The organism is Legionella drozanskii LLAP-1 (assembly GCF_001467585.1).
Classification (GTDB): Bacteria; Pseudomonadota; Gammaproteobacteria; order Legionellales; family Legionellaceae; genus Tatlockia; species Tatlockia drozanskii.
In genome coordinates, this window is the sequence record NZ_LNXY01000001.1 from 30,948 (window position 1) to 55,397 (window position 24,450).

Below are 24,450 nucleotides of genomic sequence, written 5' to 3' on the forward strand. Positions count from 1 at the left end.
TAGCAAAATTCAATCTTTGTGTAGGCTAACAATTAACCGTTCTGACAAAACCTACTCCTGCGATATTATAACGGAATCCATGGTTGATCTTAAATCGTTTTCTTTCTCCACATCTGACTGATGATTCATCCATTTTTTAAGTTTTGGTACAACTATTAAAAGTATTAACGACGATACAATAGCTAATGCGCCAAGTTTTAGAAAAACAGAGCTATAACTCGGATTAGTAATTAAAGGTGAAATACTGTTTCCTCCAGCCGTCATCCAATTCGAACTATAACTTGATAATGCGGCTCCCACACCCATTCCTAACATCCACATCCCCATCATAACGCCTTGCAGTGAGGGAGGTGCCACTGCACCAATCATTGCGTAACCAATCGGAGAGATGAGAAGCTCGCCCGCACTTTGTAAAATAAAACTAGCTATAATCCAGCCAGGAGAAACCATTCCTGATGAATCAGCTCTAGCAATCCCAATGGGTAGCACTAAAAATGCTAAACCGATAAATAATAAAGCGCATACAAATTGAGTTGGTATATTAATTTTAATTCCCCAAGAGCGCATCCGATTCAGTAAAAAACCTAAACTAGGGCCGCCAATCACGATGCAGAGGGTATTAATATTTTGAAACCACTGAGGAGGAATCGTTAACATCAACCAATGTCGTTCAACATTGTGCGCTATAAAATGAGTTAAACCCATAGGGCCAATTAAATAGAGTGTCCAAAACACGGTACCAACTACCATTAGCCCTGCAAAGGCAAACATTTTTTCACGCGCATCCCGGGTTGTCTGTTGAAAGGCAAGACAAATGATAGTAACAAGCATTAGGAAACCGATTAGTAAAACTAATTTATTAGCCCAATTAGCAAAATGAAGTAGTGGTATAAGCAATAAAGGTAGAGTAAGTATTAGCCCCATACTATAAAGAGAAAACCGTCGTTGAACCGATTTTTTTAACCGAGAATAAGAGGTATTTTGATCAGCTAACACAGGCCAAAAATAAAGGCATAAAAATAAAGCAATTAAATTCCCAAGGCTGCAAAATAAGAAAAGTCTATGGTAATCCTGTAGCAACTGAAAATATCCGCTCAAACTGAAACCGATAAAAAGTCCAAAATTCATTGACGAATAATTCCATAAAAATGCAGTTTCTCGTTGGTTGTCCTTTGGCTGGAATCGCTGAGTTAGCATGCAATTGATGCAGGTCACATTTAAACCACAGCCCGCTAAAAAAGTAGCTAACCCATAATAAAAATAAGCCTCCTCCACTGTCGCCAATAAAATACATCCAATAATTTGCACACACATGCCTAAACAAAAGAGTGCGCGATAGGACAAAAATCGCCCCCCCCAATATCCTCCTAATAAATGCAAGGCGAAATTAGCTGCCAAAAATATGCCGGTAATGCTATTTGCTGACTGAATAGATAAGCCTAATTTATTGGTAATGAATAAAGCTAAGGTGGAATAGAAGACGCTAAAACTTAAGATAGAAAACGTTTGTATGAAAAACAAAGATATGGTCCCTTGCGGTAAACCTATTCTTAATTCATGGTTGTTTTCAACTATTGACATTATAAGCGGCCTCTTACAGATCTTCATTGCGAGCGGGCATTGTTGCAGGATTGCATTGTAGGCTAGCCTTGGCCAATAAATCTCATTAGAGCAGAGAAATAACCTCTGCATTCGTGGAATGTTGAGCGAGGTCCAACCTACACTTAGTTCACATTGTCGTCAGTTCAGTTTTTACTATTAGAGTTGAGAAGAAATATTACATGCAATTTTTCATTGCTGTCTATGCCCCTTTAAGCCTCTGAGCAATCTTTTACAAAAGCCTGAAATATCTTTACATTTCGCACGAAAATTCACACTCTTTAAAGTATTTTTGGCTATTAATATGGCAAGATGACAATTTTTAAGATAGACTGCTTCTTGCGATGGAGTTTGCAGGAAGAACACTCAATAGCTAAGGTTTCTTATCCTAGACCTTCGTTAATCAGGAAGACCGCTTTAACCCATTTTAGAAGTTTTCGGCTATATACTTGAGTATACTCAATTTGCATGAAAACAAAATCAAGCCGATTTGGGGACCCCTACCATGCATAACAAAATTTATTTAACAGGTATAGAAAAACGTCCCGGTAAGTCTTTTGTTTCACTAGGCTTTCTATCAATTATAAAAGAACAGCGAAAATCATTGCGTTGTTTCAAATTATTTTCTGAATCGGATGAATCCCAAGTTCCTTTGCTGGAAGATATTGCCCAGCAAAAGCTTAGTCCCCTCATGAATGTTAGCCAAGCAATATCGTTGATGCGCACACAGCCGGATGATTTAGTTGCTGGGGTGCTTGAGGCGACCAAAACGGATAAAACCGATACCTTTACTTATTTTGAAGGTACTGATTTTGAAAGTGATAACGACGTTTTTGAATATCAATTCAACTTAACCCTCGCTTATCAATTGAATTGTGAAGTTGTTCTCGTTGTCTCAGCTAAAAATAGAACGCTGGAGCATACTCTTTCTGTATTAAACACTGCTTTTGAAGTAAGCAAAAAAACGCATACTCGAGTGGTAGGCGCTATTATTAATCAAGTGGAAAATATTGATGAAAATGAGGCAACTAATCTGTTTCATAAGCATTTTTCGAAGTTACCTTTTTTAGTAATTATTCCTGAATTTGAGCAGTTAGCTCACCCCACTATGAGCGATATTGCAAAAAAATTACAAGCTGAGGTTTTGTTTGGTAAGTTGGAACTGCATCGTTCGGTTAGACAGTATTCAATTGCCGCTAAAACAGTAGGTAATTTTTTAGAGACAAGTTTAGACAGAGGTGGAATGCTCATTATTACTCCCGATGACCGAATTGACATTTTATTAGGTTCTTTACTCGCAGATCAATCCGCCTACTACCCTAAAATTGCCGGTCTTGTTTTAACCAACGGTGAGCACCCAGGACCTATCATTAGCGAAATTATTGCTGGCCTGGAACATCCTTTTCCTGTATTGCTAACAAAGCTTAAAACCTATGACACCGCCACAACCCTCTTTTCTGCAAAATACGGTTTAAGTAAATCCGAACCTGAGCGAGTAAATATAGCATTAGAAGCGATGCGCCCCTATTTCACTAAACCCTTAATGAAATTACTCAGCGATACTTCCTATAAACCACAATTAAGCCCAGCGGTATTTTTGTATGAGTTAATCAATAAAGCGAAACAAAATAAACAGCATATTATTCTTCCAGAAGGCAGCGATCCTCGGATATTAACCGCAGCGGACTATTTATTAAAACGTGGCATAGTCAACATTACTTTGTTGGGAAAATTAGAAAAAATTCAACTTCAGGCCAAACGCTTAGATTTAGAACTTGTCGGGGTCAGTATTATTGATGTTGAGAAATCAGAAAAAAAAGAAAGCTACGCAAAACAATACTACACGCTAAGACAACACAAAAATATTAACTTACCCATCGCTTTGGAACGGATGAATGATGTGAATTATTTTGCAGCCATGATGGTGTATTGTGGCGATGCCGATGGAATGGTTTCAGGAGCCACTCACACTACCGCAGATACAGTCAGGCCTGCCTTAGAAATTATTAAAACCAAGCCCGGAGTAACCAAAGTTTCATCTATTTTTATTATGTGTATGCCAGCGCGGGTACTCATTTACGGCGATTGTGCTATCAATCCTGAGCCAGATAGTAAAACGCTTGCCGAAATTACCATTCAAGCGGCCCAGATTGCTAAAAACTTAGGAATAGAGCCTAAAGTTGCCCTTTTATCTTATTCATCCGGTGATTCGGGTAAAGGTGAAAGTGTCGAAAAAGTCGCAAAAGCAATGGACCTTGTCAAACAGCTTCAACCCAATTTATTAGCAGAAGGTCCTATTCAGTATGATGCAGCAGTGGATTCTCAAGTTGCAGCTAAAAAATTGCCTAATTCGAAACTTGCTGGTGATGCCAATGTGCTTATATTTCCAGATTTAAATACTGGAAATAATACTTATAAAGCAGTCCAGCGCGAGAGCGGTGCGCTTGCAATTGGCCCCGTTTTACTTGGTTTAAACAAACCGGTCAATGATTTGAGCCGCGGCTGTACTCCTGAAGATATTATTAACACCATTTTAGTCACAGCCATTCAGGCACAAGGAGACAAATAATGAATATACTGACCCTGAATGCTGGGAGTTCCTCCATCAAATACAAAGCCTACCAAATCATCAATCAGCAACTTTCACCTTTGGTTTCAGGGTTAATTGAAGGCATCGGAGAGTCCGAAGGTGCCTGGCATCACACAAAAACAAGCAAAGAAACACAGAGCCATCACTTTAAAACACACGAAAAAGCGTATGCCGCCTTAGCCAAGCAGCTTAAAATTGATCTCGAAAATTACCCCATTCATGGTGTCGGTCATAGGGTAGTCCATGGCGGCAAACACTATTTTGAACCAACTATTATTAACGACGAGGTTTTAGAAAATATTCGTGCACTATCCAAACTAGCACCCATTCATAATCCAATTAATGCTGAAGGAATTCAATTTGCTAGGCAATATTATCCAGAGGCAATCCATGTAGCCATTTTTGATAGCGGTTTCCATCATACAATGCCGATGCGCGCACGTCAGTATGCGATCAATGCTGAAGTGGCAATGAAATATCAAATTCAACGCTATGGATTTCATGGCATTAATCATGAATATGTCGCCAGACAAGCAGCTCTTTTTTTAAATAAACCATTATCATCTTGTAATTTAATAACCCTTCATTTAGGGAATGGTGCCTCTGCTTGTTTAATTAAAAATGGTCAATCAATAGATACTTCAATGGGCATGACGCCTTTAGCTGGGCTTATTATGGGTACTCGTTGCGGAGACATTGATCCAGCGATTACAATTTATCTTCAACAACAAGGACTAAGTCCTGAAGACGTAGATAATCTATTAAATAAGCATAGTGGTCTGAAAGGAATTGCTAATGAAAATGACATGCGTAGACTTCTTAGCCGCGCCTTAGCAGATGATGAATCAGCTCAACTGGCAATTGATATGTATGTTTATGCTATTCAAAAAATAATCGGCGCTTATTATAGTCAACTACCCGATTTAGATGCCTTAGTGTTTACTGGCGGAGTGGGTGAAAATGCCTCATTAATACGAGAAAAAATCATCGCGGCTTTGCATCATTTAGGGTTTAAGCTGGATACGGAATTAAACTTAGCCCATAGCAAAGAAACCTGCCATAAGATTTCCAAATCAGATAAACCCGTTTTAGTTATTCGCGGCGATGAGGAAGCACTGATGGCACAAAAAGTAGCGCTTTGTATTTTTGCCGCAAACAACTAACTGGTGGGATTAAATCTGTATTTTAATTTGCTCCTTATGTATAATGAAAAACCTTTTTGATCAAAATAATCACGATATATGATGATTATTTTGCCCTTTGTTAAAGATCCGTCAACCTCATAGTAATAAGCTATTAAAATTGCGATCTTGATATTATGTGAGGAAATTTATGAGTTGGAAAGAAGTGAAAAATTCATTTGAAACGGCCCTGTCTTTAGCTCCAAAATCTGGTTACTCAGGACTTTTTAAACCAAAAAAAAATGTTGCATGGAAATTACCAGCTAAAAGAAGGCAAGATTTTGTTGAAAAAGGCAAAAAATTTCTGCAAAGCATTGAAGAATTAAGATCTTTTCATTTTGCAACAGGAATGGATAAATTCATAGAAATTGAACAATTCGAAAAAATTTTGGATACTGCACAAGAAGCTATTTTTGATGAAAAAAAGTATGTTGAGCTTAAAGATTTAGTGGCGAATTTAAGTGTCGTTGTAAGAAGTAAAATAAATTCCAAACTACATGCACTTGGTTTTATATACTTAGATATAATTAGCCTAGCTCACATTCCAGCAATACCAGTATATACAGGACTTCTCACTTTGGCTCTATTAGGGCCTCAAGTTGCGATACCTATTACACTGCTCGCATTAGCCCTTGCTACTGCTATAACTATCTATTATATAGCGCAGATACCTATGGATTATAGGTTATATTATTCTTGTCAAATCGATGAGATTGAGGAATTTTGTAAACTGCTAGCCCCTCCTGAAGAAGCAATTAATGAGGAAGCTTTTGAGAAGGAAGAAAATCTGCCAGACATGACTGCTAATATTTAATAGAAGCTAACTGATTACAATTTATTGGTTGGACTTTGGCCCAACCAATAATTTTCAATCAATCATCGTTTCAAGTTCTTGACTCGCCCTACGATAAAGCTGTTGGGCAAAACTATAGTTCGTTGCGATAAATCGCTCCTTGATTGCTAAAACTTTCTCATCAGAAAGACGAGCACCGTATTGCCCAACCACTTCAGTAGCTGCTTTATTAGCCAACTCAATCGCTAATTGAGGAGCATAACCATGAGTTATGGCATAAAGATACGCTCCAGCAAACATGTCCCCAGCGCCAACCGTATCAACGGCCTGTGTAGGTATTGTTGGGATAATGACAATCTCATTATCAATAGCTAACACAGCGCCTCGACTACCACAGGTGACCACCAAATGTTTCGCAAAAGGCTGCAAGAGAGCAATAGCAATTTCCAAATTATCCGCTTGGCTAAATAATAGCGCTTCTTCTTCATTGCAAAACAAAAGATCAACTTTACCATCAATGATCGTGAGTAATTCGTTTTTAAAATAACGCACCATATTAGGATCAGAAAGTGTCAATGCCACTTTTGTATTCGTTGAGCGTGCATGTTGTCTAGCAGTTAATAATGCCTTTCTTGCGGTAGGAGATGTGACTAAATACCCTTCCAGATAAACATATTCTGAGGAGGCAATCGCATCTAAATCAAGTACTTCCGGGCATAAGGTTTCAGAAATACCTAAATGCGTATTCATTGTTCGCTGCGCATCATCTGTCACTAAAACCAAACATTGACCCGTCACACCTGGAGTGAGTGTTTTTAAAGTCAAATTACAATCAAGACCTAATGCGGCTAACTCTCCAAGAAATAGACGACCGGCCTCATCATCAGCTACTTTACAACTATAAAAACCCTGGCCACCAAACTGACTTAAGGCGATCATAGTATTGGCTGCAGAACCACCACAACCACTATGACAAAATGAATCCGCTAACGCGTCCATTAAATGATGATGAGTTGCTTCATCAGTGAGCGTCATGACGTTTTTTTCTATATTTAATGCTCGCAAAAGCTGATCATTGACTACCGCATCTCGATCTAACAAGGCATTACCGACCCCATAAACGTGGTATTTCTTCATTAGGCCTTAACTCCTGATAGACTCGCTAATACGGATTCGGCAGCAAGATGAGTTAAACGAAGTTCTTCCTGATGATGAGCGGAGGACACAAATCCTGCCTCATACATTGAAGGTGCAAAATACACTCCTTTTTGCAACATGCCATGGAAAAATTGTTTAAATAAGGTTTCGTCGGATGTAGCAACATCCGCGTAATCATACACTTGTTTTTTATTATTAAAGCAAAACCCAAACATTCCACCCAAGGAGGCACAATTGAAAGGAATATTAAAAGTTTCCACAACTTCAGCTAAGCCCTTAATTAAGGCTTCGGTATTGGCAGAAAGTTGTTCATAAAAACCTGGCTTTTCCAATTCAGTCAAAGTAGCTAAGCCTGCTGCCATAGCCAAGGGATTACCTGATAAGGTTCCAGCTTGGTAAACAGGTCCCTCAGGAGCAAGATGAGACATAATCGCTGCCTTGCCTCCGACGGCACCAACAGGCATACCGCCCCCGATTACTTTCCCTAGGGTCGTTAAATCTGGCTTAATAGCGAACAGAGCTTGTGCGCCACCAAGAGCAACTCTGAACCCTGTCATAACTTCATCAAAGATAAGTAAAGCATTATGAGCATCGCAAAGCTCGCGTAGACCTTGCAAGAAAGCAGGTCTAGGTAAGACAAAACCCATATTACCTGCTACAGGTTCGAGAATAATGCCAGCGATGTCATTGGGATATTGCTCAAACAGTCGAGCTGTTTGCTCGAGGCTATTAAAATCGGCAGTGAGAGTATGCTCTGTTATACTTGCCGGGATACCTGGCGTTGAGGGAATGCCCAATGTTAATACACCAGACCCTGCTTTAACGAGTAAACTATCACTATGTCCATGGTAGCAGCCGTTGAACTTAATAATTTTATTTTTCCCGGTATATCCGCGTGCAAGGCGTATTGCCGTCATTGTGGCCTCAGTACCCGAATTGACCATGCGCAGTTTTTCAATATTTGGCATGAGAGCAATAATTTTTTGCGCCAGTTTGACTTCTAACTCGGTAGGCGCACCAAAACTCATCCCATTTTGTAATACTTCCGTTACCGCATTGATTACTGATGGATAGCAATGACCGAGAATTAATGGTCCCCAAGAACCCACATAATCAATATAAGAGCGATTATCAACATCGATTAGGTAGGCGCCTTTTCCTTGTTTGAAAAAAACAGGCTCGCCACCTACTCCTTTGAACGCGCGTACCGGTGAGTTTACCCCGCCCGGGATGACAGCTTGCGCTTGGGAAAATAATTGTTGAGAATTAATCATGACTGCTCCATTGCCTTAAATAGACAGTTATTTTACCTTATTTACCACCCTGGGCAAAATTATAATGAGGCTAAGCTTTACAATCAGGCACGCAATAGCTAAATTAGCCCCTTTAAATTTAGAGCAAAACAAATGCAAGAGTTCAAAAAATATATATGTGTCATCTGTGGGTTTATTTATGACGAAGCCGAAGGTTGGCCGGAAGATGGTATTGATCCCGGAACTCGATGGGAAGATGTCCCAGAAAATTGGTTCTGTCCCGATTGTGGTGCTGGGAAAGAAGATTTTGAGATGATTGAAATTGAATAAATTGTAGGTTGGACCTTGGCCTAACAAATTCATTCGATGGAATGTTGGCCAAGGCCCAATCTACAACCAAACCGTTTGGGCTAGGAGGCGTTTACGCCGTCTCGAGCCGCGTCTCACCTTAGTAAAAAAACATCAAAAAGGTTTCACAACCACCAACACTACAATCCCTATCAACAACAAGGTCGGTAATTCATTAAATATACGGTAAAATCCAGCCGTTTTACTGTTTTTATCTTGCGCAAAACGTTTGCGAAAATGACCACAAGCCAAATGATAAATCCACAATAAAACCACCAGACCTAGTTTGGCATGCAACCAGGGGGCTTTTAAATAATAGGGTAGATTATAATTAAGCAATAAAATACCTAACAATGAGGTTAAAATCGCCGATGGCCAAGTAATACCGTAATAAAGACGTCGCTCCATTACTTTAAAACGCTCGATACTTATTTTGTCCGCAGTTTCTGCATGATAAACAAAAAGTCTTGGTAAATAAAAAAGTCCAGAAAACCAAGCAACCATAGCAATAATATGAAACGCTTTTATCATTAACATTTATTTTTTTCTCTTACGTTTACGACGTGAATCCTTAACAAGATTAAGTGATTCGACACCTAAAGAAAATCCCATAGCAAAATAAAGGTATGCGCGTGGTATATGGAAACTGAAACTATCTGCCAGCAATAAGGTGCCAATCAGAATTAAGAAACTCAAGGCTAGCATTTTGATCGTAGGATATTCCTCGATAAATTGACTAACCGGTTCACTGGCATAAATCATCACCAAAATTGCGCACGTAATCGCAGTTGCCATAATCCAAAACCTGGAAGTCAAACCCACCGCTGTTAACACGCTGTCCAATGAGAAAATAATATCCATAAGAGCAACTTGCAACACTACGGCTTTGAAAGATATCGGACGACTTTGTTTTTGCCCGTGTTCAATAGCGTCATCACCCTCTACCTCATTGTGAATTTCTTGAGTCGCTTTTACGATTAGAAAAATACCACCGATGAGTAAAAAAATGTCACGCGCAGAAAAAGAAAACTGAGCGATAGCAAATAAAGGACGCGTCAATTTTGATAATCCAAGCGCAGAAGCCAATAACATCAACCGAGTTACCCAAGCAAAAGTTAACCCCCAACGCCGCGCATTCTTTCGCTGCTCTTGCGGTAATTTTTCCGTCAGAATCGATAAAAAAACCAGGTTATCTATTCCAAGAACTATCTCAAGAATAATTAAGGCAAGAAGGCTAAAAATAATCTCTAAAAATTCCATTCGACCACATATGTATTAATTTTAAAGGAACCTATTGTCTATCTAATACAGCAAAAGGTAAATGATTCACTTTTATATTCATTACCGTTATAATGTTGCCGCATTCTACGAGCCAGTGGTGACTATAATAATTAAGTTAATTAAAAAGCTGTTACGTAAAACAAGGACTAATCAACCACCAGTTGATCGGAGTTATATTATTCCACGCAGCCATCACAATTTATCAAAAACAGATGTCAGTCCCAATGCCCTGAAAGTTTTGAATCGTCTGAATAGTGCAGGATTTCAAGCTTATTTAGTTGGTGGCAGTGTACGCGACCTTTTACTCGGCAAAGCCCCTAAAGATTTTGATATAGCCACCAATGCTACCCCCAATCAAATTAAAAAATTATTTCGTAATGCTCGGATTATTGGTCGTCGATTCAAATTAGTTCATATTATTTTCCATCGCGAAATTATTGAAGTAGCTACCTTCAGAGGTTCAGATAGTCATGAAATTGATGACAATCAGCAAACTAATGAGAAAGGCATGCTCGTTCGTGATAATGTTTATGGCACTCTTGATCAGGATGCATGGCGACGCGATTTCACCATTAACTCACTTTATTACAACATCGATGATTCTTCTATTGCTGACTTTACAGGAGGGTTTGAGGATGTTCATCAACGAACAATAAGGCTAATTGGGAATCCAGAGATCCGTTATCAAGAAGACCCTGTAAGAATGTTGAGGGCGGTTCGTTTTAGTGCCAAGCTGCATTTTGATATTGCCGAAGCAACAGCCGCGCCTTTGCCCAAGTTAAGTCATTTAATCAAACATGTCTCAAGTTCTCGTTTATTTGATGAAATGACCAAACTCTACCAATGTGGTGAAGCTGAATCCGTACAACGCCTGTTAGTAAAATATGGTCTATTTGCTCATCTATTTGAACAAACGCATCTCTTATTATCCAGTGATTATCCTGTCAACGCATTACTTGGTATTGCCTTAGAAAATACGGATACCCGCATTCGTGACAATAAACCGGTTACACCTGCTTTTTTATTTGCAGTATTACTTTGGTTCCCATTGAAAGACAGAGCTCTTCGTTTGCAAAAGGAAGAAGGTATGGATCCGCTTCCATCTCTAGAAAAGGCAATGTCATTGATCATTTCAGAACAAAATCAGGTAGTCACTATTCCTAAACGTTTTACGCAGATTATGCGTGAAATGTGGTTACTACAATTTCGTTTTCCAAGACGCTATGGTGGTCGTGCCTATAATTTATTACAACATCCACGCTTTCGGGCAGCTTATGATTTTCTGGCACTAAGAGCACTCGCTGGCGATGAATCGATGGAACTTGCACAATGGTGGACAAGCTTTCAAGAAGTATCTGAAGATGAACAGGCCAATATGATTGCCTCATTACCTACCTCACAGGCCCCAACAAAACATCGACGACGCCGTAAATCAAAGCCTACGCCATGATCCTTTGTTATTTAGGTCTGGGTAGTAATTTAGACTCTCCAGAACGTCAACTAAGATCTGCTATCGAAGCTTTACGCAAATTGCCTCATTCTCGTCTTGTGCAAATAGCTAGTTTTTATCATAATGCGGCTTGGGGTAAAAAAGGCCAACCCAAATTTTGCAACACAGTAGCCGCCTTACATACCCGACTAACCCCACAGCAATTACTTAGCTATTGTCGCAAAATTGAGCAGCAACAAAAACGAGTCCGTAAAACAAGATGGGGAGCCAGGACAATCGATATAGACATTCTTCTCTATGGCTCTATGAAGATCAACACAGCTAAGCTCACAATACCTCATCCAAGAATGCATGAACGCGATTTTGTTCTTAAACCATTACAGGAAATTACTCAGCTAGGCCAAAAGCTTGGTTGAAAATTAAATATATTTGATTTAAACCCTGCTTCATTTGATGTTATCTTTATCCCTATCTAAACTAAGATTAACTGGGCAGTCTATAAAGCGAGGGAACCGTGTATACCACCATCTTACATCCCACTGATTTACGCGAAAATCATTTTGATATGTGCAAGCAGGCAGTGAAAATTGCATCCCAATTTAACGCTAAATTACATCTACTCCATGTTATTGAACCACCAGCAACTTATCAACTGGCTCAAGGTTTAGGATTTACTGAGTTGGCAGTCCCAGTTAAAGAAGATGCTGAGACAGTGATGAAGTACTTAGGCGAAGCGCTTAATATACCTCCAGAACAACAGCATGTCGAAGTTGGACCAGTCAAGCAACAAGTTATTATTATGGTAGCAAACTTAGGTTGTGATCTTGTAATTATCGGTAGCCATACTCCGAGAGCTGTCCCTGCTTTTCTAGGTAGTACAGCGTATGCGGTGATTCATCAAGCTCCTTGCGATGTGTTAACGATACGGGTGGAGAATGAGAAAGGCTAAGTTCTTAGAGTTGTCATTACTGATGCCTCTCCGCGCAAGCGGGACGAGGCTTTGTGGGGTAGATAGGACTCTTCGCACCCCTACCTACACCTTTAACATTCTCGCAAAATTTACTTGCGCTTCTTAATATGCTTTATTAGTCTTTTTTTCTTCTTGATCTGCCGGTCAGAAAGCTTATTTTTCTTATCTTTGAATGGATTTGACGAACCTTTAAATTCTACCCTTAAAGGAGTCCCCACCAAACCTAAATGACTTACAAATGCCTTACTTAGATATCGCTTATAGCTATCCGGCAATGAATCAAGTTGGTTTCCATGGATCACAATAATTGGGGGATTATGTCCGCCAGTGTGAGCATAACGCAATTTAATTCTTCGACCATTTACTGTAGGTGGATTATGTTGACTAACTAGATCCTGTAGCAATCGTGTTAACTGCGGGGTTGAAAAAGCCTGTGTAGCGGAAGCATACGCTTGTTCGATGTCTTTAAATAACAACCCGACTCCACTGCCATGCAACGCTGAAATAAAACGAATTTTAGCAAATTGAACAAAATGCAAACGTCGAGTTAATTCGTCGCGAACACGTTCTTTATGATCCTCATCTAAACCATCCCATTTATTGACCGCAATAACTAGAGCTTTACCGGATTCAATAATGAAACTTAGGATATGCATATCCTGATCAGTTAGGCCTTCGCGAGCATCGAGCAACATCATGCATACATGAGACTCTTTAATTGCTTGAAGTGTTTTAATGATTGAAAATTTTTCAATTTTTTCATCAACGCGCGAGCGTCTGCGTACTCCTGCGGTATCGATTAAAATGTAAGGTTTTTCATCTCTCACGAAAGGAATAGCAATACTATCGCGTGTAGTTCCAGGCATATCATAAACGACCACGCGTTCCTCACCGAGAATCCGGTTAATCAGTGTTGACTTTCCAACATTTGGCCTGCCAACGAAGGTGATTTTGATCGCCTTACCTTGTTCTGGTTCTTCGAAAACTTCACTCTCTATTGGTAAAGCCTGCATTAAAGAATGCATTCCTCGACCGTGTGATGCAGAAATAGGATGGACTTCACTAAACCCTAGGCTTTGAAATTCAGAGCAAGCAATTTCCTCATCCAGTCCCTCCGTTTTATTAACTACAAGAAAAACTGGTTTGTTAATTTTTCGCAACCGTAGGGCAATATTTTCATCAATGCCCGTTAGACCAGATCTACCGTCAACCAAAAATAATACAATATCAGCCTCTTCAAGAGCGACATTGGACTGCTTTGACATCAATGCGTCTACGGCTAAATCATCAACCCCTACGCCTCCAGTATCAATAACGATAAAGGGTTTATCTTCGAACTCAGCTTGACCGTACTGTCTATCTCGTGTTAACCCAGGAAAGTCAGCAACTAAAGCATCCTGGGTTTTGGTAAAGCGATTAAAAAGAGTAGATTTGCCGACATTGGGTCGGCCAACCAAAGCAATAACTGGGATCATTAATTAGCCCACCGAATAACGACTTAATTTACCGTCTGCGGACATAATATAAATATTATTACCTACAACAGAAGGCGCAGTGGTGATAGGACTACCTACTTCAGCTCGAGAAATTAATTCCCCATTTTGAGTTGCTAAAACATGTAGTAATCCTGTTTTATCACCAACGACTAAACGATCTCCCATGATAACCGGTTCAGTCAATCCTCTTGCTTTAAGTGCAACTTGTTTCCAATTGACCTGACCACTTTGTCGATTAACCGACCAAACAACATCATCACTGTCCGTCAAATAAATAGTTTTGCCATCAATCGCCATGTTTTTATAAACAGAAGCAGGTTTACGCCATATGAATTGACCATCAGTTAATGATAATGCGCCGACATAACCTTGGTAGCTTGCTAAATAGGCTATGTTGCCGCGAACAATTGGATCTGCACCAATATCAACTAATCGTTCAACATCGCTTGCCCCACTCGCATAAGCGATGCTACGACGCCAAACCAAACGACCTGTTTGTAAATCAACAGCATCCATTTTGCCATCGGAATAACCAACTAAGGCTAAATTATCGACAATGACCGGCGATGAACTAGCTTTTAAAATTAGACTTGGAGCACCGTGATCAGAGAGCCATAGCTTTTCACCATTCGCCACATTAAACGCATATAAATTACCGTCGATTGTTTTAGCAATTACTTTATTACCTACAATCACGGGTTTTGATAAGACCTCTCCTGAGAGTTTCTTCTGCCAAAGTTTTGTCCCATCGGATTGTTTTAATAGAATGAGGCTTGAATTATCTGTACTAACTGCGATAGTTCCTGCAGCTACAGCTGGCCCACTAACTAAATTCTTATTTAACTTTTTTGACCACAGCAGTTTACCGTTTGAACGATTAATTGCCTGTATTAAGCCACTAGCATCAGCGGTGTACACAACATTGCCCACAATTTCTGGGGACAATTTTAAATTGGCACTTGATTTCTGTGAGCCACCTACAGGAACTGACCATTTTTCAACGACTTTTGCCTTCGTTGAGATCGGTTCTAAATTGCTTGGTATGGGTGTGTTATCTTTACCCAACATATAATCATCGACTTTCGAACAGGCTTGTAATAAAACGCATACTGCCAAAATCACAAATTTATTGTTAATACGCAACATAATTCCTCTTATTAAGCTGATTGTAAGCTGCTGTCATCTGCATTCATTGATTGAGCAAGAGCAGCTAACTCATTAGTTTTCATTTCAAGAAAAAGATTGCCCATTCCATTAGTACGCACTTCTGTTATAGCTTCCTTATACAAATGAATTGCCTGCTGATAGTTTCCAGTCGCAGCATAGATATCTCCCTTCAACTCATTAATCACGGGCATATAAGCCGAATCATCCACTATTGCTAATTTAGCCAATGCTTTATCGTATGCTTTTTGTGCTGCAAATAGCCGAGCCATCCGCAATTTTGCGACCTGTTTTAAGGCGGGCATTTTTGAGTGAGACGCAACGTATTCTAAATTTTCCAATGCCTTATCAAATTGATCATTAGACACATACATTTTAGCCAAGGTGAGGCGTGCTGCATCAGCATATACGGTGTTTCCATAATCCTTGATCAATTGATTCGTATAAGATTGCACACCCTTATTGTCCTGGTTTGAAAAAGCAACCATAAGTCGCTCATACGCCGAAGATGCCTGAGTACTGATTTTCTCTTGATGCCAATTCCAATATTTATAGCCAGCAATAACTAATAACAGCAACGATAAGCTCACTGTGATGAGATTACTGTGTTTGCTCCACCATTTTTTTATTGCTACTAATTGTTCTTCCTCTGTCATATAAACAGACATCATACTCTCCTACACTCTTACTGAGTTTGAAATGACATGCTTTTGTAAACTTGATTTTAAGCCGCTACTAACTCACCTTGTAAATAGCTAATTAATTCCTGCCGTGGAATGGTGACTTGCTCTTCCTGCTTACGTAGATTTTTAACTCCTATTGTACCTTGGGCAACTTCATCTTCACCCAAGATCAAGGCAAATTCAGCCCCGCTTTTATCCGCTTTACGGAATTGACTTTTAAATCCCCCCCCTACGGTATTAGTAATGACGAGCCAATCTTGATTTGCATCGCGCAGCTTTTCTGCGAGAACTAATGCTTCTTGCATTGCTTCATCACTACTCGCAATAATAAATATCGAAGGAGTTGGCGTATTGTCCTGTAAAACAGCTAAAGTTTCTAGCAATAGAAGTAAGCGTTCGGCACCCACTGCAAAACCGATTGCAGGAGTTGGATTACCACCTAAGTGCTCGACAAGCGCATCATAACGACCGCCAGCGCAAACTGTTGCTTGGCTTCCTAATTTATCCGTGACCCATTCAAAAACGGTATGCCCATAATAATCCAAACCGCGAACTAGAAAGGGATTTATTGAATAAGGAATTCCTAATTTAGTTAACCCTTCGCAAAGATCAGAAAATCGTTTTTGACTTTCCGTACCAAGCGAATCAATCAATCGAGGCGCTTCTTGAATTAAGCTTTGCATCTCTGGATTTTTACTATCAAGAATACGCATTGGATTTCTATCCAAGCGTCGTTTACTATCTTCATCAAGCTTATCAAAATGAACTTTGAAATAAGCAACTAGCTTCTCGCGGTAGGCTTGGCGTTCACTGAGTTCACCTAAGGTATTAATTTGTAACTGAACCTCTTTGTCAATGCCCAAAATAGTCCACAATCGTTGGCAAATAGCGATAAGTTCTAGCTCAATCGCTGCACCGCTCATTCCAAACGCTTCAACGCCAAACTGGCAAAATTGCCTATACCGTCCCTTTTGTGGCTTTTCATGGCGAAACATTGGGCCCATGTACCAAAGCTTTTGTTGCTGATTGTGAAGTAAGCCATGCTCTAAGCAAGCTCTTAAACACCCTGCGGTACCTTCTGGTCTTAACGTTAGGCTATCCCCATTTAAGTCGCTAAAGGTATACATCTCTTTTTCCACGATATCAGTCACCTCGCCAATTGTTCGCTTGAACAATTGCGTACTTTCTAATATCGGAAAACGTATTTCTTGGTACCCATAGAACAGAAGACAGCGGGTAAATGATTCTTCAAGTTGACGCCATGATGGTGTTTGGTGAGGTAAAATATCGTTCATACCTCTTACTGCTTGGATTTTCTCAACCACCTTGAGTCTCCACTGGTGTCATCTCATTATTATTTTTTGGTGTAAGCATTGAGTGCATTTTAGAAAGATCAGTTAATCTAATATCCGTTTCTGTTTGAGTTGTTCGTTCTGCAACAATAGGACTCGATTTTGTTGAAAAAACCTGCGGATTATCTTTATTTTTCTGCCACCAAATTCCTACTGCGACAATAGCTGTAACAGCAATAATACCTGTTAATACACGAACAATATGTTCGCCCTTATGAGTTTCTCTTTTACTCTGCCACAAAGCTTTTTCTAATTTTCGCTCGGTTGCATACATGCTATTAAAAATTTCCAATAGCGGCTCAGCAGGCACATTTAGTAATTTGGCATAAGCGCGAAAATAACCTTTAATAAAGACCGGCTCGGGCATTTGATCATAATCATCAGCCTCTAAGAGTTCAATAATTCTAACTCTCAGATGCAATTTACCGGCAACGTACTCTTGGCTATATCCTCTTTTTTCTCGTACGCGAGCGAGCTGCAAACCAGGTTTCTCGTGAGTACCGTTTTGAATTTCATCCATTATTACTGTTGTCATTCTTTTCTCCGGTAGAGTCCTTAAAATTGTTTAGCTTAGTCAACTGTTGCTTATAAGCCGCCTCAAATTCTGTTTTTCCTGCTCTATGCGCTGCATCGATTGCTACAGTCAGCATCATAGGATCATTCATAGTCATTTCTTGGTAACTTTGCAAATGATTTAATGCCTCACTTGGATTATTTAGTTTAAGATCTATTTTAACTAACTCATAAAGTGATTGTTTCCGCTGGGGATCATGCTTAAGTGCTTTGGCAAAATAACTTCTAGCTCTAGAATAATCTGGAATAGCCGCTAGGCATAGTCCCGCATTTTCATAGGCTCCCGCTGAATTAATATAATGCACGTCTTTGACTGCATTTAAAAAATACCCTTCAGCTTGCTTATACTGGCCCAATCGACATAAAAAAGTACCATAATTATTTAATTGAGTTCCACTATTCGACGCTAAAGATAAGGCCTTTTTATAAAAAATACGAGCTTCATTTAGCTCTCCAGTTGTTTCCAGATAATAGGCCATTGCGGCGTTAACATCAGCCGAGTCAGGTGCTAGGTTTAAAGCAGTTAGTAATTTTCGCTTTGCCCTAGGTCTATCACCTTGCTTTAAATAGGCTATACCCAATTGAGTATTATAAGTTGCCGCATCATTTTGCTTTTGAGATCGGATAGACTGCTCCGTATTCAACATTTTATGTTGACAAGCTTGCAACACTATCAAACTTAAACCTAGCAACAGTCGGAACAAATTTAACACAATTAATTACATTGCATTTAAAAGATTGGCCATTATAGCATTTAAAAAAAGTTACGCACTCTTTTCCATCAAACTTGCTGTTGAAACTTCGGGAGCTATAGTGCGGGGAAGAAAAAGTCTGTTGGATGAGTGAATTGTGTAGCTAATGCCTTGAATTCTCTCTACATGCTAAGCGTATCTCTAAAGCTGTACCCCCGTGCTCAAACCTCAGAGTTAAGCTATAAAGGCAATTCTTCCCCCTGCTTTTTCGAGACAAAATTCAGCTTTTGCCAACGTTGGGAACGGCTAGTTCTATCCTTAACCTCTCCTGCAAGTTGTCCGCAAGCTGCATCAATATCATCTCCTCTAGTTTTTCGAGTGATAGTATTGATTCCCTTAGCGATTAACTTTTCCCGAAATGCATCGATCACTTGTTGTGAAGAACGTTGATATTGAGTCAAAGGGAAAGGATTGAACGGAATTAGATTCACTTTTGCAGGAACATCTCGCAATAATTTAATCAACTGCTCGGCATGTTCCGGTTGGTCATTAACGCCTTTTAACATGACGTATTCAAAGGTTACTTTTCGTTTAGGCTCATTCTTGAAGTAGCGCTTACATAAAGCCATCAATTGAGCTAGTGGGTATTTCTTATTAATAGGTACTAATTGATCACGCAATTCATCATTAGGTGCATGCAAAGAAACTGCTAAAGCAACAGGACTTTCTTCTTGCAAGCGTTCAAGCTCAGGTAAAACCCCTGAAGTACTTAGCGTCACTCGTCGTTTTGACAGACCATAGGCAAAATCATCCATCATCAGGTCCATCGCTGCTACGACATTATCAAAATTAAGTAAGGGCTCACCCATGCCCATCATAACTACGTTTGTTATTTTTTTATCATGTGAGCCATTGTGCTGAGATAACTCTCGTACAGCTAGCCAAACCTGACCAATAATTTCTGCCGTAGATAAATTTCGATTAAACCCTTGTTTTGCCGTTGAGCAAAAGCTGCAGTTTAATGCGCATCCTACTTGTGACGAAACACAGAGGGTCCCGCGATTCGCTTCTGGGATGAACACTGTTTCAATACAATTGCCACAATCCAGTTTTAACAGCCATTTGTGCGTACCATCACTCGACTTTTGGCAGGTAACGATCTCAGGCAAGCGAATCTCAGCAAGCTCGCAAAGTTTTTCGCGCAAGACTTTGCCCAAATTGCTCATTTGCGAAAAGTCATGAAAACCAAATTGATGAATCCACTGAATGATTTGTTGTGCACGATAAGGTTTTTCACCTAGTTCACTAAAAAAATTCCGCATTTGCTGATGATTGAAATTCAATAAATTAGTTTTCTGACTCATCACTTACTCCACAGACATTGAAACTCATAATCGTTCCAATGCAGCCTAAATCAAATTATCTTTCGCAAATTTCGTGAGGCTCGAAGAAAAAAGCAACTTCTTGAGCAGCTGTTTCTGCGCTATCAGAACCATGTACTGCGTTAGCATCAATGCTATCTGCAAAATCAGCACGAATCGTACCTGGTGCAGCTTCTTTAGGATTAGTGGCACCCATCAACTCACGATTTTTAGCAATAGCATTTGGACCTTGCAAGGCTTGAATCATGACTGGGCCAGAAATCATAAAACTAACTAAGTCATTAAAAAATGGACGAGATTTATGCACTGCATAGAAGCCTTCAGCTTGCGCACGAGTAAGATGAGCCATTTTAGCAGCAACAATTTTGAGTCCTGCTTTTTCAAAACGTGAATAAATTTCACCAATAACAGATTTTGTAACAGCATCGGGCTTGATAATTGACAGCGTTAATTCATTTGACATAAAGACACTCCAGTGAATAAGGTTAAAGCGCAATATTATACACGAAGTGATTGCTTTGTAGTTAATAATATTCTATTTAAAATAAAGCTCCTGAGTATCCTAACTTTTATCTTCACCAAGCTCTGAATCAAAATACAATGATTCGCGGTTGACTTGACTTTGCTGAAGGTCGTAATGATATTCAGGAAGTAATTGAATCAACTCATTCACGCGCAAAATAAATTTATGAAAATCTGAGCGCCATTGACGCACTTTAACTCCCATCTCATCCGTTTGTTTAACATAATTTTCTAGAGAAGATTCAATTTCAGTAGAAAATTCTGATAGTTTAGTCACTTCTTCTGCAAATAGTTGTTTGATTCCTTTTGACATCTTTTCGCCAATGATTTTTTCTGCACGCAGCCATATATTACTGTTTAAATCAATTTTCTTTTCTTTTGAGGAGTCCCATTGGATAAGCAAGGCATTAACTATCTGAGTAATCAGCTCTATATTTTTTTCCATTCCCTGCGAAGCTAATTCCTCAGCTATTTTTCTTGCTGCCTCATTTAATTTTTTTCGCCAGTCAGCCGCATATTGGATAAGGCTGTGCTGAGAAGCAGAAATTAATTTACTTTGGTCAATTTCGCATTGATGAAACTCTTCTCCCATACCAACTAAGCTTCTTCGTTCATTTTCCAAATCTTCGCGAGTAAGTCCACCCGGTGCCTCTTCTGGTTTACCACTTTCACCTGACATTAAGTAATCAATAAATATTTTTTGTACATAAATTTGATAATCGTTTGCCTGTTGTAAAATAATGCCATTAAAGACATTTTTTAATGGAACTCGTAACAAGCGATAATAAAACGAATTGGGATTTTTGATTGTTTCGATGAGCTCTTCCTGCGGTAAGCGAATTTTATATCGTTCTAACAACCGTTCGACGGTGATTAAACCATAAGTTGATAGCCAGATAGATAACTCATTTTCTGTTGCTTCTTTCATTACTCATCCAATTTGATTTTTTAAAGTCTGTGAGATATAAGGCACTATTTTATAGAATAGTATAGTGTAAATATCTAATGCTAAACTTAGACCCGAATGATTTGCAAATATTAATTGATTTTCTTCGTTTGCCAACGCCTGAGACCTGGTTAGATGCCGCGGTGGCCAATATTCCCATTTTGTTGATTGATCATGCTCACTGCGAACGCAAAGCGGCTGCAACAGCGGTTAATTTTATTTCTAAATACCCCGAAAAACCGGAGCTTGTTGAAGTGATGTCTCCTCTGGCAAGAGAAGAATTACTTCATTTTGAAAAAGTAAATGCCTTAATGCTGAGTCGAAATATTCGCTTTGCTCCCCTGCCTCCTTCTGATTACGCGCAAAAAATGCATCAGCATGTCACAAAAGGAGGATGTAAAGAGCGTTTAAGCGATCAACTCATCGTGGGGGCGATTATCGAAGCCCGTTCCTGTGAACGATTTAATGCGCTGATCCCTCGACTTAATGATAATCATTTAAGTAAATTTTATGCCTCTTTAGTGAAATCAGAGGCTCGCCATTTTCAAGATTATTTGCGACTGGCTAAACTTTATGGGAGTGATATCGATCGGCGCGTGGATTTTTTTCTACAAAAGGAAAATGCGCTAATTAGTTCAAGGGATACAGTATTTCGCTTTCATAGCGGAATTCCTCCCTCAGAAATGCCCCACTGACGATGAGGCACTTGGTGAAACGACAATAACTAAGGAGAAAAAGAACTTGAAGGATTATAATCTACGCTCATTCCCAACCTATTTGAAAGAAAATTTTCCAGGCTAGTAGCAGGGTCTTCGTTTAATTCCTTAAATTTTTCTTGCGTCAGCTTAGTGCCAGAGGCATCTTCAAAGACTATGCTACCATCACGCTGTGTTTTGGGTATATAACCCTGAACTTGTGCCCAATCAACTACGCCGCTATTAAAACAATCATTAAGCTCATAAGCGGGATCATTATTTTTAGTAACTTGCGTGTCGATTTGGCCATTATTGACAGCAACACTAAATCTTATTTTCGGTAACTCGTCATTCTTCAGCGCTGCAGCATCGAGCTTATCTACAGCCCAACCAATAGTGTAATCCCATGTGTAATCTTTGGCTGCATTTTTAATTTGTGTCAAACCACCAGCCACTGTATCACGATAAGGAATGAAATTAGTCCATTTAATGGGGTCATAATACAAAGCTCTACCTAATTCCACTGCGTTAGCTAATAAGCCTTGCATAGCGACAGACCAATCGTTATATCCACTAAATTCTTTGCTGATTAAAGTGTTTGCAGATCGTTCTATCTTTCCAATCTGAATAGGCCTTTTTTCATCACCGGTTTTTTTGTTGAAAAAGGGTTCGCCATCCCAGTCTAAGGAGTTTTCCTTCAAAGCTTGTGCTTCTGCTGCGGCAGACATACTCCGATCTCTTTCTCGGAGTTCCTTTTTTAACTTGCGTTGCTTATCAAAATTTTGTTGTTTGAGTATATCCTTCACACCAGAATCTTTTTTTGCTTCAAGCTCACGTTTTTCGGCTTCAGTTAAAGACATGTTTTTGCCCTACAAATGGTTTAGTTGGTAAAATTCAATCTCTTTTGATTTATAATAACACAATATTTTCGGATTTTCATCCCAATCACTTAGAACATATTGAGTGTACCTATTTCCATTATAATCATGATTTCTTAACCCAACCTTATGCGTATGGCCATGGATCAGAATCTTTACACTTTTTGCGTCCATATGTGAAATCATAGGTTGCACAACCACATCCATTTGGTCCATAGTCTTGCTACGATTAGTTTGACTGTGCTGCCTTACTTTTGTCACCATTTTATTGCGTAACTTGAAAGGTAGCTGTAAAAATACCTTATGGAACCAGCGATTTCTAGTGATTCGTCTAAACCATTGATGAGCTTTATCCTTAGTGCAATAGCGATCACCATGAACCAATAAAACTTTAGTAGAACCCAATTTAATTACTGTCGGCTCAGGAAGGATAATCATACCGGCGGATTTAGCAAAATCGGGACCCAATAAAAAGTCTCGATTCCCATGCATGAAATACAGAGAAACTTGTTGCTCAGAGAGCCATTTTAAGCGCTCGGCAATTTTCTGGCTCCATAAATCATTTCCATCATCGCCTGGCCAAGCATGAAAAAAATCACCGAGAATATAGACGGCATGAGTATTTGCTGCGGCCCAGTCAATAAAACGATTAAACCGAGCCATAATTAAAGGCTCTTCGGGGTGAAGATGTAAATCAGAAATAAAAACAACTTCAATAGGTTTTTGTACCATTAAAACAAAGGCTCAATTTGAATATGTTCATCTTGTAAATAAATTTGACAAGGCCCATTATGAGGTTCAATTGCATCACTTAAACGATAAAAACCTGCAATTGAAACAAGCTCCGCGTCCAGTGATTGACAAAAAATTCTTGCCTGCTTATCCCCTGAAATACCAGCTAAAGCTCTCCCACGAAGTGCTCCATAGACATGGATATTTCCATCAGCTAATAACTCTGCACCGTGACTAACAGAGGCAGTAATCACCAAATCACCTCCTTTGCTAACGACTTGCTGACCGGAGCGAACTGGGGTTGTTAATAGCTTAGATTTTGCTTCTATATGAGGTGCTGCCTGCTCGTCCATATTGTTTTCAATTAAAATTTTATCATGCGTTGAGGAAGCATGTAAAACAGCCATTCCTTGACATTGGGCAAGGGTTGCAAGAAGCGGATTTGCGCTTTGAATTGCCACAGGAACCAAACTGTGCTCACGCATGGATTGACAAAAGGCTTGTAAATCAAATTCAAGGTTGTCTAATGCGCTACAATCTAAGATAATAGGGGTTTTATCGAAAAAACGAGGTGCTTTTAAGATCATTTCATCCAATTGTTGTGCAAACTGAGAGCGATCTGTATTCAACAATTGTAGAACTGTAAAAGTATATAACCTACCTTTCAACTTAAAAGCCTGTGATTTCAATAAATTATCACTCATAACTATGA

General features: G+C 39.4%; 25 protein-coding genes. 8 read left to right on the forward strand and 17 right to left on the reverse strand.

What is annotated here, in order from left to right:
* Positions 1-51: 51 nt before the first annotated feature.
* The gene (locus tag Ldro_RS00160) at positions 52-1,581 is read right to left on the reverse strand and encodes a peptide MFS transporter (RefSeq protein WP_058494399.1); all 1,530 of its coding nucleotides are present in this window, start codon (positions 1,579-1,581) and stop codon (positions 52-54) included.
* A 523-nt stretch (positions 1,582-2,104) separates the two neighbouring features.
* Here Ldro_RS00160 and pta point away from each other — a divergent pair.
* From pta to Ldro_RS00175, 3 genes are all read left to right on the forward strand, one after another.
* Positions 2,105-4,168: a phosphate acetyltransferase gene (gene pta, locus Ldro_RS00165; protein WP_058494400.1), complete on the forward strand. Its 2,064-nt coding sequence runs from the start codon at positions 2,105-2,107 to the stop codon at positions 4,166-4,168.
* A complete protein-coding gene (locus Ldro_RS00170; RefSeq protein ID WP_058494401.1) occupies positions 4,168-5,352 on the forward strand; it encodes an acetate/propionate family kinase in 1,185 nt (394 codons plus the stop codon). The genes pta and Ldro_RS00170 overlap by 1 nt, the downstream gene beginning before the upstream one ends.
* 169 nt (positions 5,353-5,521) lie before the next feature.
* Positions 5,522-6,184: a hypothetical protein gene (locus Ldro_RS00175; RefSeq protein ID WP_058494402.1), complete on the forward strand. Its 663-nt coding sequence runs from the start codon at positions 5,522-5,524 to the stop codon at positions 6,182-6,184.
* Positions 6,185-6,238: 54 nt separating this feature from the next.
* Here the strand turns inward: Ldro_RS00175 and Ldro_RS00180 are convergent, their stop codons facing one another.
* Positions 6,239-7,300, reverse strand: a complete 1,062-nt coding sequence (locus tag Ldro_RS00180) for an adenosine kinase (RefSeq protein WP_065235868.1) — start codon at positions 7,298-7,300, stop codon at positions 6,239-6,241.
* On the reverse strand, positions 7,300-8,595 hold the full coding sequence (gene hemL / locus Ldro_RS00185) for a glutamate-1-semialdehyde 2,1-aminomutase (RefSeq protein WP_058494403.1): 1,296 nt from the start codon (positions 8,593-8,595) through the stop codon (positions 7,300-7,302). The genes Ldro_RS00180 and hemL overlap by 1 nt, the downstream gene beginning before the upstream one ends.
* 132 nt (positions 8,596-8,727) lie before the next feature.
* Between hemL and Ldro_RS00190 the strand changes: the two genes are divergently transcribed.
* Positions 8,728-8,904 (forward strand): rubredoxin, encoded by a 177-nt coding sequence (locus Ldro_RS00190; protein ID WP_058494404.1) that lies wholly within the window; start codon positions 8,728-8,730, stop codon positions 8,902-8,904.
* 132 nt (positions 8,905-9,036) lie between these two features.
* Here Ldro_RS00190 and hemJ read toward each other — a convergent pair whose 3' ends face one another.
* Both hemJ and Ldro_RS00200 read right to left on the reverse strand, forming a co-directional pair.
* The gene (gene hemJ / locus Ldro_RS00195; RefSeq protein ID WP_058494405.1) at positions 9,037-9,459 is read right to left on the reverse strand and encodes a protoporphyrinogen oxidase HemJ; all 423 of its coding nucleotides are present in this window, start codon (positions 9,457-9,459) and stop codon (positions 9,037-9,039) included.
* A complete protein-coding gene (locus tag Ldro_RS00200; protein WP_058494406.1) occupies positions 9,460-10,182 on the reverse strand; it encodes a TerC family protein in 723 nt (240 codons plus the stop codon).
* A 148-nt stretch (positions 10,183-10,330) separates the two neighbouring features.
* Between Ldro_RS00200 and pcnB the strand changes: the two genes are divergently transcribed.
* From pcnB to Ldro_RS00215, 3 genes are all read left to right on the forward strand, one after another.
* Entirely contained in the window at positions 10,331-11,653 is a 1,323-nt protein-coding gene (pcnB, locus tag Ldro_RS00205; RefSeq protein ID WP_238583937.1) for a polynucleotide adenylyltransferase PcnB, read from the forward strand.
* A complete protein-coding gene (gene folK, locus Ldro_RS00210) occupies positions 11,650-12,069 on the forward strand; it encodes a 2-amino-4-hydroxy-6-hydroxymethyldihydropteridine diphosphokinase (protein WP_058494408.1) in 420 nt (139 codons plus the stop codon). The genes pcnB and folK overlap by 4 nt, the downstream gene beginning before the upstream one ends.
* 98 nt (positions 12,070-12,167) lie before the next feature.
* Positions 12,168-12,602: a universal stress protein gene (locus tag Ldro_RS00215; protein ID WP_058494409.1), complete on the forward strand. Its 435-nt coding sequence runs from the start codon at positions 12,168-12,170 to the stop codon at positions 12,600-12,602.
* 110 nt (positions 12,603-12,712) lie between these two features.
* On the opposite strand, the gene der is transcribed toward Ldro_RS00215, so the two are convergent.
* From der to Ldro_RS00260, 9 genes are all read right to left on the reverse strand, one after another.
* Positions 12,713-14,098 carry a ribosome biogenesis GTPase Der gene (gene der / locus Ldro_RS00220; protein WP_058494410.1) on the reverse strand — a complete coding sequence of 462 codons (1,386 nt, stop codon included), beginning with the start codon at positions 14,096-14,098 and terminating at the stop codon, positions 12,713-12,715.
* Positions 14,099-14,101: 3 nt separating this feature from the next.
* Entirely contained in the window at positions 14,102-15,265 is a 1,164-nt protein-coding gene (bamB, locus tag Ldro_RS00225; protein ID WP_058494411.1) for an outer membrane protein assembly factor BamB, read from the reverse strand.
* Between the two features lie 11 nt (positions 15,266-15,276).
* Positions 15,277-15,951, reverse strand: a complete 675-nt coding sequence (locus tag Ldro_RS00230; RefSeq protein ID WP_058494412.1) for a YfgM family protein — start codon at positions 15,949-15,951, stop codon at positions 15,277-15,279.
* Positions 15,952-16,007: 56 nt separating this feature from the next.
* Complete coding sequence (gene hisS / locus Ldro_RS00235; RefSeq protein ID WP_058494413.1) at positions 16,008-17,291, reverse strand: histidine--tRNA ligase; 1,284 nt, start codon at positions 17,289-17,291, stop codon at positions 16,008-16,010.
* A complete protein-coding gene (locus tag Ldro_RS00240; protein ID WP_058494414.1) occupies positions 17,284-17,853 on the reverse strand; it encodes a helix-turn-helix domain-containing protein in 570 nt (189 codons plus the stop codon). The genes hisS and Ldro_RS00240 overlap by 8 nt, the downstream gene beginning before the upstream one ends.
* Complete coding sequence (pilW, locus tag Ldro_RS00245) at positions 17,831-18,604, reverse strand: type IV pilus biogenesis/stability protein PilW (protein WP_058494415.1); 774 nt, start codon at positions 18,602-18,604, stop codon at positions 17,831-17,833. Before pilW ends, Ldro_RS00240 begins: the two co-directional genes overlap by 23 nt.
* 218 nt (positions 18,605-18,822) lie before the next feature.
* Positions 18,823-19,947: a dual-specificity RNA methyltransferase RlmN gene (rlmN, locus tag Ldro_RS00250; RefSeq protein WP_058494416.1), complete on the reverse strand. Its 1,125-nt coding sequence runs from the start codon at positions 19,945-19,947 to the stop codon at positions 18,823-18,825.
* Positions 19,948-20,002: 55 nt separating this feature from the next.
* Positions 20,003-20,428, reverse strand: coding sequence for a nucleoside-diphosphate kinase (ndk, locus tag Ldro_RS00255; RefSeq protein ID WP_058494417.1), 426 nt, complete (start codon positions 20,426-20,428; stop codon positions 20,003-20,005).
* A gap of 99 nt (positions 20,429-20,527) precedes the next feature.
* The gene (locus tag Ldro_RS00260) at positions 20,528-21,415 is read right to left on the reverse strand and encodes a hypothetical protein (protein ID WP_058494418.1); all 888 of its coding nucleotides are present in this window, start codon (positions 21,413-21,415) and stop codon (positions 20,528-20,530) included.
* Positions 21,416-21,492: 77 nt separating this feature from the next.
* On the opposite strand from Ldro_RS00260, the gene Ldro_RS00265 reads away from it, so the two are divergent.
* Entirely contained in the window at positions 21,493-22,128 is a 636-nt protein-coding gene (locus Ldro_RS00265; RefSeq protein WP_058494419.1) for a MiaE family protein, read from the forward strand.
* A gap of 29 nt (positions 22,129-22,157) precedes the next feature.
* Here the strand turns inward: Ldro_RS00265 and Ldro_RS00270 are convergent, their stop codons facing one another.
* The 3 genes from Ldro_RS00270 to minC are packed head-to-tail and all read right to left on the reverse strand — an operon-like array spanning position 22,158 to position 24,442.
* Positions 22,158-22,988 carry a hypothetical protein gene (locus tag Ldro_RS00270; RefSeq protein ID WP_058494420.1) on the reverse strand — a complete coding sequence of 277 codons (831 nt, stop codon included), beginning with the start codon at positions 22,986-22,988 and terminating at the stop codon, positions 22,158-22,160.
* A 9-nt stretch (positions 22,989-22,997) separates the two neighbouring features.
* Positions 22,998-23,738 carry a UDP-2,3-diacylglucosamine diphosphatase gene (locus Ldro_RS00275; RefSeq protein WP_058494421.1) on the reverse strand — a complete coding sequence of 247 codons (741 nt, stop codon included), beginning with the start codon at positions 23,736-23,738 and terminating at the stop codon, positions 22,998-23,000.
* Entirely contained in the window at positions 23,738-24,442 is a 705-nt protein-coding gene (gene minC / locus Ldro_RS00280; protein ID WP_058494422.1) for a septum site-determining protein MinC, read from the reverse strand. The genes Ldro_RS00275 and minC overlap by 1 nt, the downstream gene beginning before the upstream one ends.
* Positions 24,443-24,450: the final 8 nt, after the last annotated feature.